Here is a 14,219-nt window from a genome sequence, read left to right on the forward strand (position 1 = left end):
TATCTCCCTATGGAATGTAGCATTTGTTAGGTGTTGGAGCGGTGTGCCAATCTGTGCTTAGTTCGCCACCAGACTCAGCCCAAGTTTGGAATTGAGGGTATGCATCGACCATGTCTACACGCTCTAGCGGCCAATCCCAATCCTCTACTATCAACAGTGCCCAAGGTAAGTTGTTTGCTGTTTTGAAGTACACACCTTGTGCAGGGTCACTGGCATCGACGCCGACACCGAAGAGGTTTTGGTCATCAAACTGTTCTGTTGGTGCTTGGTCTGCTAAGTGAACTTCCCATTTACGACCTGGTTGGAAGGTAATCCCGTCGCCATGGTAAGTCCCCGGCGTTGCGAAGATGAACGGGTCGTATGGCATGGCTTGAATGGCTGAACGGTCAGAGCCTTCGGTGAAGTACACATTCAAGGTAAAGGTGAGTGAAACGTTATCATCACAGCCAGACTCGGTACGGAAGTAGCTACAGCTGCTAGCCGCGTGTGTGCTTAAGTCTTCACTGATGATGAAAATTGCCTCATCAGAAATACTTTCCAAACCATTAGATGCTTGTTCTACACCATTGAAGGATAGCGTTGTTAATCCGTTTTCAATCGAGCTTCTCAATACACCCGGTAGTCGGATTGCGAAGCCATTTTTGTAACTTGCGCCGTAGGCCGCTAGGTCACCTGTAATCTGGATATTCTCAACATGACCAGCAAGACTGGTTTCAGTGATGCGGAATTTCACGACCACATCGTTCATGTCGTAGTCTGCGGTGTATGGCCAGTTATCTTCGTAAGCCACGGTGGCGTAATCTTCTGCACTCGGGAAATACTCCACTGAGTAACCATTACCAGTGATGGTAATTGGGTAATCTTCCACCTCACCAGACGTCGAACCACCATCGTAGTTTAATCCGGTTTGTTGGCTAAAGCGGAATCGGCTCCAGCTAGACCCTTCCGTTGCAGCGGTTGAAACTACAAACGGTAGGGGATTATTACCCGCAGACAGTAATTCGTCAGTAAAGACTTGTTCGCCTTCATCATCAAAGTCACCATCGCGGTTCCAGTCAAACCATGCTGATAGGTAGCCAGAAGTGGAAGCCGTCACATTCACAATTGAACTTAAGCCTGGGTCAAGTGCGGATACAAAACCAACACCATCTTCATCAGCTGTGCCAACAGAGTTGTCGTTTGCTTGACCGTCGGCATCACCATCTGGAGCGACTGAACCAAGCCAAGTTACACCGTCCACCTCATGGCGAGGACCGTTTGACGCAAGCGTGGTGTGGTAGCTGTCTGGAGCATCACCAAAATCAATTGGCTCGTCTTCGTCAATCACTGGAGCATTTGCACAACGTGCTCCATCATTTTGGCTTGAGCTTGGACCGTTGGATACAAACTCAACCGCAGGAACGATACCTGCTGCGATATTGGCTGCGTTACCTTCCGAAAGGTCAACACGATAGATTTTGCCGTCTTGGTTGCGTGACACGTAGTAGTTGCCGTTTACATCGAAGTAGCCAGCACCAAATGTGCCTAGCTCGCCAGTGTCACCTATCGCAGTCGTATTACCATTCGATGGGTTGAACTGGTATAGCACTCCAGAGTTATTGTCGATGCCGTAAAGGGAGCCGTCGCCTGGGTGGAATGCAAAGTCGGTTAGATTCACCGTCGCTGTTGAGCTGATTTTCACGATGCTCAATGTCGCATTTGGATCAGAATCGAGCGGAGAAAGGTCAATGGAGAAAAGTCCTTTGCCTTTGCGGTACAAGTAGTAGACGTGGTTGTAAACGTCACCTACGTAAAACGTGTGGTCAGTAGGAAGACCCGAAACATCAAGTGTCTCTGCTTGGAAGTCTTGACCAAGGCGAACAATCTTTTTGTTTGTGGTGTCGTAGCCGTAGATATAACGGTCAGTGAAGTTAAAGCCTACACCGTTGATGCCCGAAGCCAAACCTGTGTCGTCCTCTAAAAGAGTCGTAGAACCTGTAACCAAATTGACACCATAGATTTGAACCGGGGTTGATTGGAACAGGTATGCTTTGCTTGGGCATGTGTCAAATGGCGCCGCTTGTGCATAAGCGCTCGCTATTAGAGACCCAAGTAGTAGTGATGTCCTTTTCATAATTCGCCCTCTCATTGGTTCGTGATATATGCAATGAAAGGAATGTGCCAACTTTTAAGTTGTTGAATTTTATTGGGTTAATATTTGTAAGAAGAAGGGTTTTAAATCTGATTGTCAAAATGAGAAAAAAGCCCAGCATCGAGTTGGGCTTTTTGGGAATGATTAGAGGTTTAGAACTAGCTACAAACCGGACAGGTGGGCATTTTCATCAGATTCATTTCTCGCCAAGACATGCTGAGCGCGTCCAAAATCAGAATTTTGCCTTTCTTTGGTTGGCCGTAATCAGCAATCACTTTAATCGCTTCCATCGCTTGTACTGCGCCAACAATACCCACAACAGGCGCCATGACTCCGGCTTCGACACAACTTAACGCACCGCTGCCGAAGAGGGCACTTAAGCACTGGTAACATGGTTGCGCTGGGTCATCATAAGTAAACACACTCACTTGGCCTTCCATGCGAATGGCCGCGCCTGAAATTAGCGGTGTTTTGGTCGCAAAACATAGGCGGTTAAGTTGATTACGCGTATCGACGTTATCTGATGCATCGACAACAATAGTGTGCTGCTTAATCAGGCTTTCTAACGCTGTATCATCAAGACGTTTTGCGATGGTATCTACGATAATGTGCGGATTAAGTTCACGTAGTGCATCGGCCGCCGAGTCTACCTTCTTACAACCAATATCCGCATCGTGGTGCAGCACTTGGCGCTGAAGGTTAGACAGCTCGACGATATCATCATCAATCAGCGTGATTTTACCTACACCAGCAGTCGCCAAATATTGGCTTGATGCGCAGCCTAAACCGCCAGCACCAAGCATTAATACCGATGCTTGTTTGAGTGCTTCTTGTCCTTCAAAGTCAAACTGACGAAGAATGATTTGGCGGTTGTAACGCAACATTTCCTGATCGGAAAGAATATCCACAACGACTTCCTAGTAAAGGGTTGAGTTGAATAGTTGAATCTGAACCGTTTCGCCCACTTCAACTCGGCCGCGTTCACGTTCCAAGACAACAAAACAGTTCGCTAGGCTCATTGAGCGGAATGCGCCAGAGCTTTGGTTACCGGTTGTTTCAACCACAAACTTGCCATCTTCCAATGTGTAGATACCACGTTGGTAATCGGTACGACCTGGCGCTTTCTTAAAGGCGGTTTTGGTTGTTGCTGGAATAGACTCGGGTGCTTTCCATTCTGTATGGCCTGCAAGTTTTGCCAGCATTGGTTGAACAAGCACGTACATAGTAAGAACTGCAGAAACAGGGTTACCCGGAAGACCACAGAACCAAGCAGTGCTTAGCTTACCAAACGCGAAAGGTTTACCCGGCTTGATTGCTAGCTTCCAGAAACCGATCTCACCAAGTTCTTCAAGAATGTCTTTTGTGTAATCCGCTTCGCCAACGCTGACTCCACCAGAGGTAACAACGACATCAGCCAACGTTTGTGCTTGTTCAAAGGTCGCTTTCAGAGTCTCTGGGCAATCTGGAATAATGCCAAGATCAACTGCTTCACAACCGAAGTTCTCAATAAGTGGTTTAATGCCGTAACGGTTGCTGTCGTAGATTTGGCCTTCGTCTAGCGGCTCGCCCAGTGGTTTAAGTTCATCACCAGTAGAGAAGAAAGCAACTTTTGGCTTACGTACTACTGTCACATGGCTTATACCAAGAGACGCAATCATCGGAATATCGCGAGGTGTCAAACGTGCACCTTTTGCCAGTACGATGTCGCCTTGCTTGATGTCGTCACCTGTTGGGCGGATGTTGTTTTGTGGCTTCACGTCGGTTTGGTTGAACTGAATGCCATCATCTGTCACTTCAGTGTTTTCTTGCATGATAACGGCATCACAACCCTGTGGGATTTTTGCGCCAGTCATGATGCGAACACAGGTACCTTGAGGCCATTCACCTTCAAAAGGTTGTCCTGCAAATGATTTACCTGCCAGAGGCAATACAGAAGATGACTCAAGATCTTGAATGCGAATAGCGTAGCCATCCATTGCTGAGTTGTCGAATGGCGGTACGTGGATAGGAGACAAGATATCTTCTGCCAGTACAAAACCGAGTGCTTCAGCAAGTGGAAGAGAAAGCGTTGTTTGGATAGGTTTGATTCGCGATAACATTTTGTCCATCGCTTCTTCAATTGGCATCAAGCCAGGTGCGTCGCAGCAGCCCATTGAGAAAATCCTGTGTTCTTTTGTTTTGTGGCAACTTTACCATAAAAGGGGACTGAGTAAGAATGTCCACCTATAAAATATGGGTGTAATTATTCAAAAATCCGAGTATCCTTGTCAGCCATCCAAAAGGGGTAAAAAACCTGCGGAGCTCAAGAAAATCAGCTCAGTACCTTCATCTGATGTGACTTGGTGTAAAGACACGAACTGAGCAACTCAAAGCGAAAAGTATGAATGCAATTTTGATTGGGTTTGTACGAAGGCTGAAGTAAAACAAAAGAGGAAGTGGAATGTCAGGTCTTAGCGAGTCAGCGAAGTTAGTAAAAGAAGCGCTAGAGCAACGCGGTTTGGAAACGCCAATGCGTCCAAACAACGTAAGTCGTGAAGAGAAGAAAGAGAAGATCGAACACCACATGCGTGAGATCTTAGGTCTGCTTCAACTTGACCTCACTGACGATAGCCTAGAAGAAACCCCTCACCGCATTGCTAAGATGTACGTTGACGAAATCTTCTCTGGTCTGGATTACTCCAACTTTCCTAAAATCACGGTGATTGAGAACAAGATGAACGTGAGCGAGATGGTTCGCGTGAAGGACATCACAGTGACCAGTACTTGTGAACACCACCTTGTGACCATCGATGGCAAGGCTGCTGTGGCTTACATTCCACGTGGCAAGATCATTGGCCTGTCAAAGATCAACCGTATCGTTCGCTTCTTTGCCCAGCGTCCACAAGTTCAAGAGCGTATGACTCAGCAAATTCTTGTTGCACTTCAAACGTTGCTTGAGTCCGATGATGTGGCAGTGACGATTGACGCAACACACTACTGCGTGAAATCTCGCGGTGTGATGGATGCAACCAGCGAAACCACGACAACAGCATTGGGCGGTATCTTCAAAAGCAACCCAGCAACGCGTGCCGAGTTTCTGCACGGTTTACGTTAGGTAACCAAGCACTATTCTAAGAGGATGGCAAACGCCATCCTTTTTTATGCTTGTTTAGAAAATGACTTCATGATTTCTGGCCAATACATTTTGACGTAACCTGCCGATACCCAAACAACCAATACAGTCGCGATACTGAGCTCTAGAAAACCAAAGTCGTGTAGCCAGTGCCAGTGAGGGTGCGATTCGGCGAAAAAAGAAGTCAAGCGATGCATTGCGATGGCGCTGATCACGGAAGGAAAGGTTACTGCCGCGATAGAAGGTTGAAACTTCAAGCGAAGTAAGCGGAAGTAACATAAGTAGATCAATAACGTCATAGTGATGGCGATCCCGGCCAATGCGCCTGTCAGTATCGGATCAGGTAAGGGAAAGTTCACCAAGTATGCTGCTAATGACAAGTTTACCGGCGCGGCCATAATCGCGAGGGTCGGTCTTGCTCGCCTTGGTAGAGAGCCGAAAAACACCAAACGATACAACACGAGTGGCAGCATGAAGAAATAAATGCCGATGCACATCATCGCTAACGTTTCGGAGAATAAGTTGTGACCTAGTTGAGAACCGGCTAGTGAACTACTGATCAGCCCCACCGGATAAAGAAACCAACTCGGTACGATATTGGACATTTTGAAGTTCATTAGCTGAAAGCTAAAAAACAGCACCATCATAGTAAAATGCAGCAAAAGCGCCATAAACCAAAGTGGATAAGCGATGATAGGCGCTACAGCGGCAAGATAATCTGCAAGGATCAGTAACGCCATACTCATTGGTGCCATTAAACTACCACTCAGCGGGTGACGAATGTCGACCATGAATAATCGTGGATTCGCGGCATATTTTATGAGTACAGGGGCGAGTAAAAGTGCGCCGAGTGACGCCAAAAATGGGCGTATCGGTTCACCAATCTCAGGAACATAGAGTGCCCAAGCTTGCCCTAAACCTATCATACCTAGTGCCAACGCGGCTTGAGACGGCGGGACACTATAAAACTGCACAAGTCTTCTCCAGTTCAAATCTACTCCATTTGATTTTTGCCTGAATGAAACGAAACATGACGATTTGGATGAAATGCTCTATTTAAGTAGCGAATACTAACAAGTATGGAGAGGGGTTTCTCATGAAAGGTGGTGAGCAAATATCAGAGAATGATAATTTTGTGAGTTTGGTATCGAATATTTGGGAAAAGATGTAAAAATGCAGAGTTTATCGCTCCAAACCCTTCGATAGTCTGGAGCGAAGTGATAACAAAGAGAATGTTATGTTGATTGATTCTCCGGTAGATCCTGTTGGCGTAACTTTTCGTTTTTGATTGTGCGATGCAGCAGCTGGCTGTAAATAGGTTGTCCACCCAACAATTGAGCAATAATCACAGCGCCCAAACAAGTAATGATCAATGGCAGGATTAAGTAGTAGTTATTCGTCATTTCAATCACTAACAGAATACCTGTAATCGGTGCACGTACCGTTGCTGCAAACAGGGCACCCATGCCCGCAATCGCAAATACACCAGGCTCGATATCAAGCGCAGGGAGTAAGACATCAGCACTTGCTCCGAACGCATAGCCAAATAAGGTTCCCAGAGCAAGCATAGGTGCAAAGATGCCTCCCGGCGCACCAGAACCAAAACAGAGCAGGGTTGTAATTACACGACCAAAGAAAAGCAAAACTAAAATGGATACCGAGTAGTTACCGTTAGTAATGTCAGGAATAAGGCCGATACCACCACCAGTTAGTTGGGGTACGTACAAAAGAAGCAAGCCAAACACGCCTCCCAGTAACGAACCTACAATCAAGTAGCGCTTACGATCGTTTTTGTGAATTGCGACAAAACTGTCTTGTGCCACGGTAATCAGTTTATTGAAGATCACGCCAAACACGCCAAACAATGCGCCAAGCAATAAAAACAGCCATAGGGTTTGAAGCTCTGGCGACTGGTATTGCGGCATAGTGATAACGGCGTCTTGCCCGTTGATGGCGCGAAACACTATGTTCGCCATAATGGCAGAAATGATCACTGCGCGAATTGAGATCAAAGAGTAGCGAAACTGAGGTCGCATTTCCTCCACAACGAACATAATGCCTGCGAGTGGGGCATTAAAAGCCGCAGCCAAACCGCCAGCAGCACCAGAAGCGAGCAGGGAGTGGCGGGTATCGTCATCCTTTACCCGGAATATATCGGTCACCATTCGACCTACAGCACCACCCATTTGAACGGTTGGGCCTTCACGACCCAGCACCATACCTGAGCCAAGTGCGCCCATGCCGCCGAAGAATTTTACTGGTAGAACTCGCCACCAGCGCACTGGACGAATATTATCCATTGCCCCTTCGATTTCAGGAATACCAGAACCTGCCGCTTCTGGCGCAAAGCGGTGCACAAGAAAATAGCCAATAAAAGCTAAAAGTGCGCTAATGAGAACCGCTGCCAGCCACAACGGTAGAACATTACCAATTTCGCTTCTTAACCATTCTGTTCGTGTTTCAGAAACGAAATGAACGGCAAGCTCGAAATACGTACCGACAAAACCAGCCAACGTACCCACAATGGCGGCCATAATGAGAACAGAAAATGGTGTTGACCCTCGAGAGACAAACTGGTTAATCGCATCTTTCGGTACGTGCGCCAACACAGATTTCACAATTCTCTCGCGTTTGGTCATTAACAAGCTCTCCTGTTGCTGGGGGAAGGGACGAAAGAAAGTATACGCTTCGCAGAGTCTAGACCTAATCAATAAAGATGCAATTTAGCTTTTCACTATTGAGTGTTCGAAGTGTCGCGATATTATTCATTCACTCAGATTGTGCTATTGCTCTCATAATTTAGGATAAAAAACTTGTTTTTTGAGAAAAATGAACCATGCTTTAATTGTAAAGCAACATGACTGCTTCAGAAGGAGGGATGTGAGGTTTTACACACAATTTGGATGGATTCAAACCCTACGGTAAGTCCTCGTTTTATGTTCGGGATGCATCAATAGACATCGCCGATTCGCACACTCACGATTGAGTAACGAGGTAGAGGCGCACGAACATGTGCGCCTTCTTAATTTCTGCGTTATAACTTTCATCACCATAACTTTCATCGCCACCTGCCACTATTTTTCTCTTGAACATTTTCTTGCAGTTAGTAATGTCTTGGTTCGATGTCAACCAACTAGAGCAGTGCATGCGCTTTTATCTTCGACTCTTACTTTCTTTATGTTGTTGTTCGGTAACGTTTCCGGCACTTTCAACGCCGAGCTGGTGGCAAGACACGTTGTCAGCAATGCCATATTCCAATTTAAAAGAACGTATAGAAAAAAGTGGAAGCTGGTATGGTTGCGAAGTGCAGTTGCGAGACAACTCAACGTTTATCAACGCATTTTGTTTGGATGATTTTTCGTACTACCAGCAGCACTTGTATGGTGAAGTGATTTTGAGAAGAGAAAGTGCTCAGTTCTCGTTTCTTACTGAATACGAGTGGCAGCGTCTGAATGACTTACTTCTCAACTTAAGAAAGGATGGGTTAGTTTTACGCAGAGTTACTATCGGACAAGAACACTATGATGTCGTTGAAGCTCTGGAAAAGAAATCTTCCGAACTTGTCGATAAAGAAGTTATTTTGTTGATGAACCGCTATCCGCAAGAAGCGATTCGAAGTTTGCTTTGGGTAAAACCGGACGAGTTTCTGACGCCATCACCGTCCTTAAATGTGCACTTGCGCAGTGATGGCGAAATTATCGAGGTCAAAGTGACTCGTTTTTAGATTCTTTATGGAGAGATAGGAAGGTCGCCATTGCTGATTCATCCAAAAAACCATCCGATTTTTTGTGAGCGCGCAGGTATTGATAGCCTGCGATTAGCTTGCGGTGTAGCTCTTCTGCATCGTCTGACAACGGCTGATTCATAACGTGTTGAAAGGCAAGTTTGTACGCATCCATATCCACGACTTCAGCACGGCGATATAAATAACCACATCCCGTTGCTAACCATTCGAGAGAGCAATTGGCGCGCATTGCAATTTGATTTGCTTTGGTTAGGCTAGGTTCACTGCCTTTAAGGTATTTGCGTATTAAAGCTTCAGACACATCGACGCGTCGAGCGAACCCGCTGATGCTTTCTTCTCCGATCAGGGTGGCTAGGCGTTGGGCAAAAGACATATTTCGTACTCCAGTTCGAATTGCGAAAGTTTACCCGTTGAGCCGGTACGAAAACAAGACTACGATGAATGCAGATCAATTGAAGGAGAAAACCCATGGTTGCAAAAGTAGTAACTGCACCAAAAGGCCCAGAGTTCTCAGAGCTGGTTCAAGGATATTGGCGTGCAGTTGAGTGGGGAATGACGGCTCAAGAGCGTTTGTCATTTCTTAAGCAACACATTGAGTTAGGCATTACGACGGTCGATCACGCCGACATCTACGGCAATTACGAGTGTGAGGCGTTGTTTGGTGAAGCGTTAGCTTTAGACAAGAGTGTTCGTGAGCAAATTCAGATCGTGACGAAATGCGACATCAATTTGTGTGGCGATAAAACGCCAGAGCGTAAGATCAATCACTACGACACGAGCTCAGCACATATCTACCAATCGGTGAATAACTCGCTAGAACGTTTGAATGTGGATGAAATCGACGTACTTTTAATTCATCGTCCTGACGTGTTAATGGATGCAGACGAGGTTGCAGAAGCATTTTCTGAGCTTCATAAAGTCGGCAAAGTGAAGCACTTTGGCGTGTCTAACTTCACTCCACGCCAGTTTGAACTGCTGCAATCTCGCTTAGGTAAGCCGTTGGTTACTAACCAAGTGGAAATCAACCCACTTAACTTTGAGGTTGCACACGATGGAACGCTTGATCAAATGCAAATGTTGCGCACGCGACCAATGGCTTGGTCTTGCCTCGGTGGTGGTTCAATTTTTAGTGGTGACAGTGAGCAAGCTGTTCGTGTCCGTAACGAATTAGAAGCAATTCGTGAAGAAGTGGGCGCAGCGAGTATTGACCAAGTAATTTATGCCTGGGTACGTCGTTTGCCATCTAACCCTATTCCAATCATTGGCTCTGGTAAAATCGAGCGTGTGCAAACTGCAGTTAATGCATTGAACATCGAACTTACTCGAGAGCAATGGTATCGCGTATGGGTGGCTTCTAAAGGCCATGGTGTGCCATAGAATTGATATCTTATCGATGAAATTATTATTAAAGGCATCCTCTAGCAGGGTGCCTTTTTAGTTTTAGCGCGTTACTGTTTACCCATTATGGAAATGGAAAGAATGAAATTCGAGCAAAAATGGGCTTTGGATGTTAGCTGCAACTTTTTGCTTACTTTTGGTGGAGGAGTTTTACCCATGTTTGTTTTATGTCACTAAACAGCGAATGTGATGCTTGCTTTTTAGTCATTTTGTTCACTCATTCATTCATATTGCGTATGCTTATTGAATAATAAAGAAATAAAAAACTCGTCAGTTTTCTCGTATTACATGCTGTAACAATCTGTTAGACTCCGGCGCAGATTGTGGAATATAAAAAGGTGATTGAATGTCTTTTCCCGTACTCATCTGTGATGATTCAGCGTTAGCACGCAAACAGATGGCGAGATCACTACCAGCCACATTGAATGCCGATATTACGTTTGCTATCCACGGAAAAAACGCGCTAGAAGAACTCGAAAAAAACGAGTTTAAATTGATGTTTCTTGATTTGACCATGCCAGAAATGGATGGCTTTGAAACACTAGAGCACATGCAACGGTTGGGGGATAAAACTCCGGTGGTTGTGGTGTCGGGGGATATCCAACCTAAAGCGAAAGAGCGCGTGTTCGCACTGGGTGCAAAAGCGTTTATTCAAAAACCGATCGCCAAAGATGAACTCAAGAAGGCGCTTAAAGAGTTGGTCGAGCCAGAACCTCGTCCTCAAATTATCACGCCTGTCTCTATTGAGTTACCGATTTTACGTCGTCGCGATATTTACATGGAAGTGGCTAACGTTTCAATTGGTCGAGCAGCCGATGCGTTGGCGCGTCACTTTGACGTGTTTGTGCAACTACCTCTGCCGAACGTCAATATCTTTGAAGTGAGCGAACTTCACATGGCGCTACGCGACTTGGCGTCGCATGACAACGTATCGGGTGTTTGTCAGGGATTTTGTGGCGAAGGTATTGCTGGCGAAGCGCTAGTGATTTTGAGTGATTCAAGCGTATCTGATCTCAAAAAGTTGATGAAAGTACCAGCAGACAGCGAAGAGCTAGAAGAGCTTGAGCTGCTAATGGATATTTCTAATATTTTGGTGGGGTCGTTCTTAAATGGTTTAGGCGAGCAGTCTGAAGTCCGATTCTTCCAAAGTCCACCAGTACTCCTTGGTCAGCATATCTCAATTGACTCGATCATTGAATCTACAACTGGAGCATTCAGCCGCACGATGACATTCGAAGTGAGCTACAACATTGAAGGAACGTCGATTCGTTGTGACTTGTTGTTTATGTTTGTGGACGAATCCTTGCCGCTGCTTGATAACAAACTGTCTTATCTAATGGAGGAGTTCTAATGTTGAATATGCCAGCAGAGTTTGAACAATTCCATTGGATGGTGGATATGGTACAAAACGTTGACATGGGCTTAGTGGTCATTGATCGAGATTACAATGTACAGGTCTGGAATGGGTTTATGACTCATCACAGTGGTTTGCAGTCTCATGATGCGATAGGTCGTTCTATATTTGATATCTTCCCTGAAATCCCACAGGAGTGGTTTAAATTAAAAACAAAACCAGTGTATGACCTAGGCTGTCGCAGCTTCATCACATGGCGACAACGACCTTACTTATTCTGCTGTCGCAATGTTCGACCAGTTACGCAGCAAGCGGAGTTTATGTACCAGAATGTTACGTTGAACCCAATGCGCACACCGACTGGAAAAATCAACTCGTTGTTTTTGTCTATACAAGACGCGACGGCTGAAGCTCTGATGTCTCAGAATCAATAGCGATAAAAAACTTTCTCAAAAGCCAAGGTCCGCCTTGGCTTTTTTGTATACTTATAATTGTGTTTCCCAATGCGTAGAACGTGAATATGGACTTTAATCTCGCCCTAAAACTCTACACCGCAGAGCAAGTAAAAAACGGTGAAACGCTGGCTGCGCAAATGGCTGGTGTTTCTATGTATAGCTTAATGCAACGCGCTGGTATGGCCGTGTATGAGCGCTTTTTACATCTGTATCCTAAATCAAAAAATATCTTAGTGATTTGCGGTAAAGGGAATAACGGTGGCGATGGTTACGTATTTGCATCTCTTGCGAAACAAGCTCAACTCAATGTACATGTTTTCCAAATTGGTGATGTATCTGTGCTAAAAGGTGATGCTTTGCGCGCATACCAAGACTGGCAGTCAATCGACGGTGTTAACAATGATTGGGATGAATGGAATACCGCATTGCTAGAAGCAGATGTGATCATCGATGCCATGTTAGGCACTGGTTTAAGCGGTGAGGTTCGTTCGGAGTATCGTCGCTATATTGACCAAATTAATCAAATTCATACCCCTGTGATTGCAGTCGACGTTCCTTCTGGTCTGTGTGCTAATACAGGTGCAGTTTTAGGTGATGCTATTCGTGCCGAGCATACTGTAACCTTCATTGGGGTTAAGCAAGGCTTATGCACTGGACAAGCGAGAGATCGAGTTGGCGAGCTCTACTTTTGTGGTTTAGGCGTCAATACTAAGTTTGATACTATCGAAGTAGAAAGTGCATTAGGTATTGATCATCAGGTTGTTTCAAGATTAATGCCCAAGCCAAATCCAACGGTCCATAAAGGTGACAACGGGAAGTTGCTTTGTGTTGGTGGCAACCAAGGGATGTCTGGAGCGATTCGTTTATGTTCCTCCGCTGCGATTAGAGCCGGAGCGGGTTTAACTGCCGCAATTACTCACACGAGTAGCCTTATTCCACTGCAGGTTGGTTGCCCAGAAGTAATGAGCCAGAGCATCACCGCTGACTTACTCAGGGATACTGAGAACGACTTAACTAAACGCATTCGCTGGGCTGATGTATTCGTGTTTGGTCCTGGCTTTGGAGATGATGAGTGGGCTTATCAAGCCTATCAATATCTGGCTCAAGAGCAGAAACCTAAAGTTGTTGATGCTGATGGCCTCAATATTCTAGCGATGCTGAGCCAGCGATGCGATAGCACTCTGGTGTGCGACAACCATCGAGTGATCACGCCGCATCCTGGAGAGGCAGCTCGACTACTAAATGTAACCATTCAACAAATAGAAAGTGACCGATACTCTGCTGCAAGACAACTGCAAGAGCGTTATGGCGGTGTAGTGGTTTTAAAAGGCGCGGGGACGCTTGTTTACGATGGAACGAGAATGTACGTCTGTCTAGCGGGTAACGCCGGAATGGCGACGGGGGGAATGGGAGATGTGTTATCTGGAGTCATTGGTGCATTACTAGCCAAAGGTTTACCAATTTCTGTTGCCGCACGTTTAGGTGTGGTACTTCACAGTCATGCTGCCGATATAAACGTGAGTCAGCATGGTCAAATTGGTCTTTTGGCAAGTGATGTCGTTAGCACTCTTCGTACCGCTATCACCCAAGAGCTCTATCGAGTTTAATTAGATTTCATGCATTTTTGAGAAAATTGGTCGATTTTTTTTGAGTACTTTTTTACGAATTAGCAGGGCATCTTAGTATTAGGTGATTGAGTTTTAGGCAGATTTGAGAGGTGATGCGTTTTAATTTTTAAGATATGACGCAAAGGTTTGCGCAATGGGTTAACTTAAGTGCTTTCTCAAGTTGTTGATAGTTATAAATAATAAGAGGTTTTGGTGACTTGGGGAGCGTTTTTGATACGCGATTTTCAAGATGGTATCACAAAAAAAATTCAAATATCAGACTTGTAGGAAATAAATCACAGCCTATAATGCTGAAAACCGGAGCGTCTGCCAACGCTCCGGTTTTTTTGTGTCCGAAGAACAGTGAACTCGTCTGCCAACGAAATCACTACGCACTCTGAAATGACACATATACAT

General features: G+C 45.5%; 12 protein-coding genes. 6 read left to right on the top strand and 6 right to left on the bottom strand.

Going from position 1 to position 14,219, the window contains the following annotated elements:
- Positions 1–7: 7 nt before the first annotated feature.
- The 3 genes from R7Q41_RS06935 to moeA form a co-directional block, all read right to left on the bottom strand.
- The gene (locus R7Q41_RS06935; protein WP_318108146.1) at positions 8–2,113 is read right to left on the bottom strand and encodes an LruC domain-containing protein; all 2,106 of its coding nucleotides are present in this window, start codon (positions 2,111–2,113) and stop codon (positions 8–10) included.
- 176 nt (positions 2,114–2,289) lie between these two features.
- Positions 2,290–3,039 (bottom strand): molybdopterin-synthase adenylyltransferase MoeB, encoded by a 750-nt coding sequence (gene moeB, locus R7Q41_RS06940; RefSeq protein WP_017635207.1) that lies wholly within the window; start codon positions 3,037–3,039, stop codon positions 2,290–2,292.
- Between the two features lie 9 nt (positions 3,040–3,048).
- Positions 3,049–4,284, bottom strand: coding sequence for a molybdopterin molybdotransferase MoeA (gene moeA, locus R7Q41_RS06945; RefSeq protein ID WP_318108145.1), 1,236 nt, complete (start codon positions 4,282–4,284; stop codon positions 3,049–3,051).
- A 287-nt stretch (positions 4,285–4,571) separates the two neighbouring features.
- On the opposite strand from moeA, the gene folE reads away from it, so the two are divergent.
- On the top strand, positions 4,572–5,225 hold the full coding sequence (folE, locus tag R7Q41_RS06950; protein ID WP_005373478.1) for a GTP cyclohydrolase I FolE: 654 nt from the start codon (positions 4,572–4,574) through the stop codon (positions 5,223–5,225).
- Positions 5,226–5,269: 44 nt separating this feature from the next.
- On the opposite strand, the gene R7Q41_RS06955 is transcribed toward folE, so the two are convergent.
- Positions 5,270–6,217 (bottom strand): TDT family transporter, encoded by a 948-nt coding sequence (locus R7Q41_RS06955; RefSeq protein ID WP_005373475.1) that lies wholly within the window; start codon positions 6,215–6,217, stop codon positions 5,270–5,272.
- Positions 6,218–6,478: 261 nt separating this feature from the next.
- Positions 6,479–7,882 (bottom strand): H(+)/Cl(-) exchange transporter ClcA, encoded by a 1,404-nt coding sequence (clcA, locus tag R7Q41_RS06960; RefSeq protein ID WP_005373473.1) that lies wholly within the window; start codon positions 7,880–7,882, stop codon positions 6,479–6,481.
- A 470-nt stretch (positions 7,883–8,352) separates the two neighbouring features.
- Here clcA and R7Q41_RS06965 point away from each other — a divergent pair, with 470 nt between their 5' ends.
- Complete coding sequence (locus tag R7Q41_RS06965; RefSeq protein ID WP_318108144.1) at positions 8,353–8,967, top strand: hypothetical protein; 615 nt, start codon at positions 8,353–8,355, stop codon at positions 8,965–8,967.
- On the opposite strand, the gene R7Q41_RS06970 is transcribed toward R7Q41_RS06965, so the two are convergent.
- Positions 8,948–9,361 (bottom strand): helix-turn-helix domain-containing protein, encoded by a 414-nt coding sequence (locus R7Q41_RS06970; RefSeq protein WP_005387686.1) that lies wholly within the window; start codon positions 9,359–9,361, stop codon positions 8,948–8,950. The genes R7Q41_RS06965 and R7Q41_RS06970 overlap by 20 nt on opposite strands.
- A 95-nt stretch (positions 9,362–9,456) precedes the next feature.
- Between R7Q41_RS06970 and R7Q41_RS06975 the strand changes: the two genes are divergently transcribed.
- From R7Q41_RS06975 to R7Q41_RS06990, 4 genes are all read left to right on the top strand, one after another.
- Positions 9,457–10,365, top strand: coding sequence for an aldo/keto reductase (locus R7Q41_RS06975; RefSeq protein WP_005387688.1), 909 nt, complete (start codon positions 9,457–9,459; stop codon positions 10,363–10,365).
- A 367-nt stretch (positions 10,366–10,732) separates the two neighbouring features.
- Positions 10,733–11,737 carry a response regulator gene (locus R7Q41_RS06980; RefSeq protein ID WP_005373466.1) on the top strand — a complete coding sequence of 335 codons (1,005 nt, stop codon included), beginning with the start codon at positions 10,733–10,735 and terminating at the stop codon, positions 11,735–11,737.
- The gene (locus R7Q41_RS06985) at positions 11,737–12,174 is read left to right on the top strand and encodes a PAS domain-containing protein (protein ID WP_005373463.1); all 438 of its coding nucleotides are present in this window, start codon (positions 11,737–11,739) and stop codon (positions 12,172–12,174) included. Before R7Q41_RS06980 ends, R7Q41_RS06985 begins: the two co-directional genes overlap by 1 nt.
- 86 nt (positions 12,175–12,260) lie before the next feature.
- Positions 12,261–13,802: a bifunctional ADP-dependent NAD(P)H-hydrate dehydratase/NAD(P)H-hydrate epimerase gene (locus tag R7Q41_RS06990; RefSeq protein ID WP_017819911.1), complete on the top strand. Its 1,542-nt coding sequence runs from the start codon at positions 12,261–12,263 to the stop codon at positions 13,800–13,802.
- The last annotated feature ends 417 nt before the right edge of the window (positions 13,803–14,219 follow it).

Source organism: Vibrio sp. 2096, assembly GCF_033339595.1.
Classification (GTDB): Bacteria; Pseudomonadota; Gammaproteobacteria; order Enterobacterales; family Vibrionaceae; genus Vibrio; species Vibrio alginolyticus.

Bases quoted from the DNA above. Each gene is read 5' to 3' on its own strand.
- R7Q41_RS06935 (WP_318108146.1), bottom strand. From the start codon at position 2,113: ATGAAAAGGACATCACTACTACTTGGGTCTCTAATAGCGAGCGCTTAT.
- R7Q41_RS06965 (WP_318108144.1), top strand. From the start codon at position 8,353: ATGTCTTGGTTCGATGTCAACCAACTAGAGCAGTGCATGCGCTTTTAT.
- R7Q41_RS06985 (WP_005373463.1), top strand. From the start codon at position 11,737: ATGTTGAATATGCCAGCAGAGTTTGAACAATTCCATTGGATGGTGGAT.
- R7Q41_RS06970 (WP_005387686.1), bottom strand. From the start codon at position 9,361: ATGTCTTTTGCCCAACGCCTAGCCACCCTGATCGGAGAAGAAAGCATC.
- R7Q41_RS06990 (WP_017819911.1), top strand. From the start codon at position 12,261: ATGGACTTTAATCTCGCCCTAAAACTCTACACCGCAGAGCAAGTAAAA.
- R7Q41_RS06980 (WP_005373466.1), top strand. From the start codon at position 10,733: ATGTCTTTTCCCGTACTCATCTGTGATGATTCAGCGTTAGCACGCAAA.
- clcA (WP_005373473.1), bottom strand. From the start codon at position 7,882: ATGACCAAACGCGAGAGAATTGTGAAATCTGTGTTGGCGCACGTACCG.
- folE (WP_005373478.1), top strand. From the start codon at position 4,572: ATGTCAGGTCTTAGCGAGTCAGCGAAGTTAGTAAAAGAAGCGCTAGAG.
- moeA (WP_318108145.1), bottom strand. From the start codon at position 4,284: ATGGGCTGCTGCGACGCACCTGGCTTGATGCCAATTGAAGAAGCGATG.
- R7Q41_RS06975 (WP_005387688.1), top strand. From the start codon at position 9,457: ATGGTTGCAAAAGTAGTAACTGCACCAAAAGGCCCAGAGTTCTCAGAG.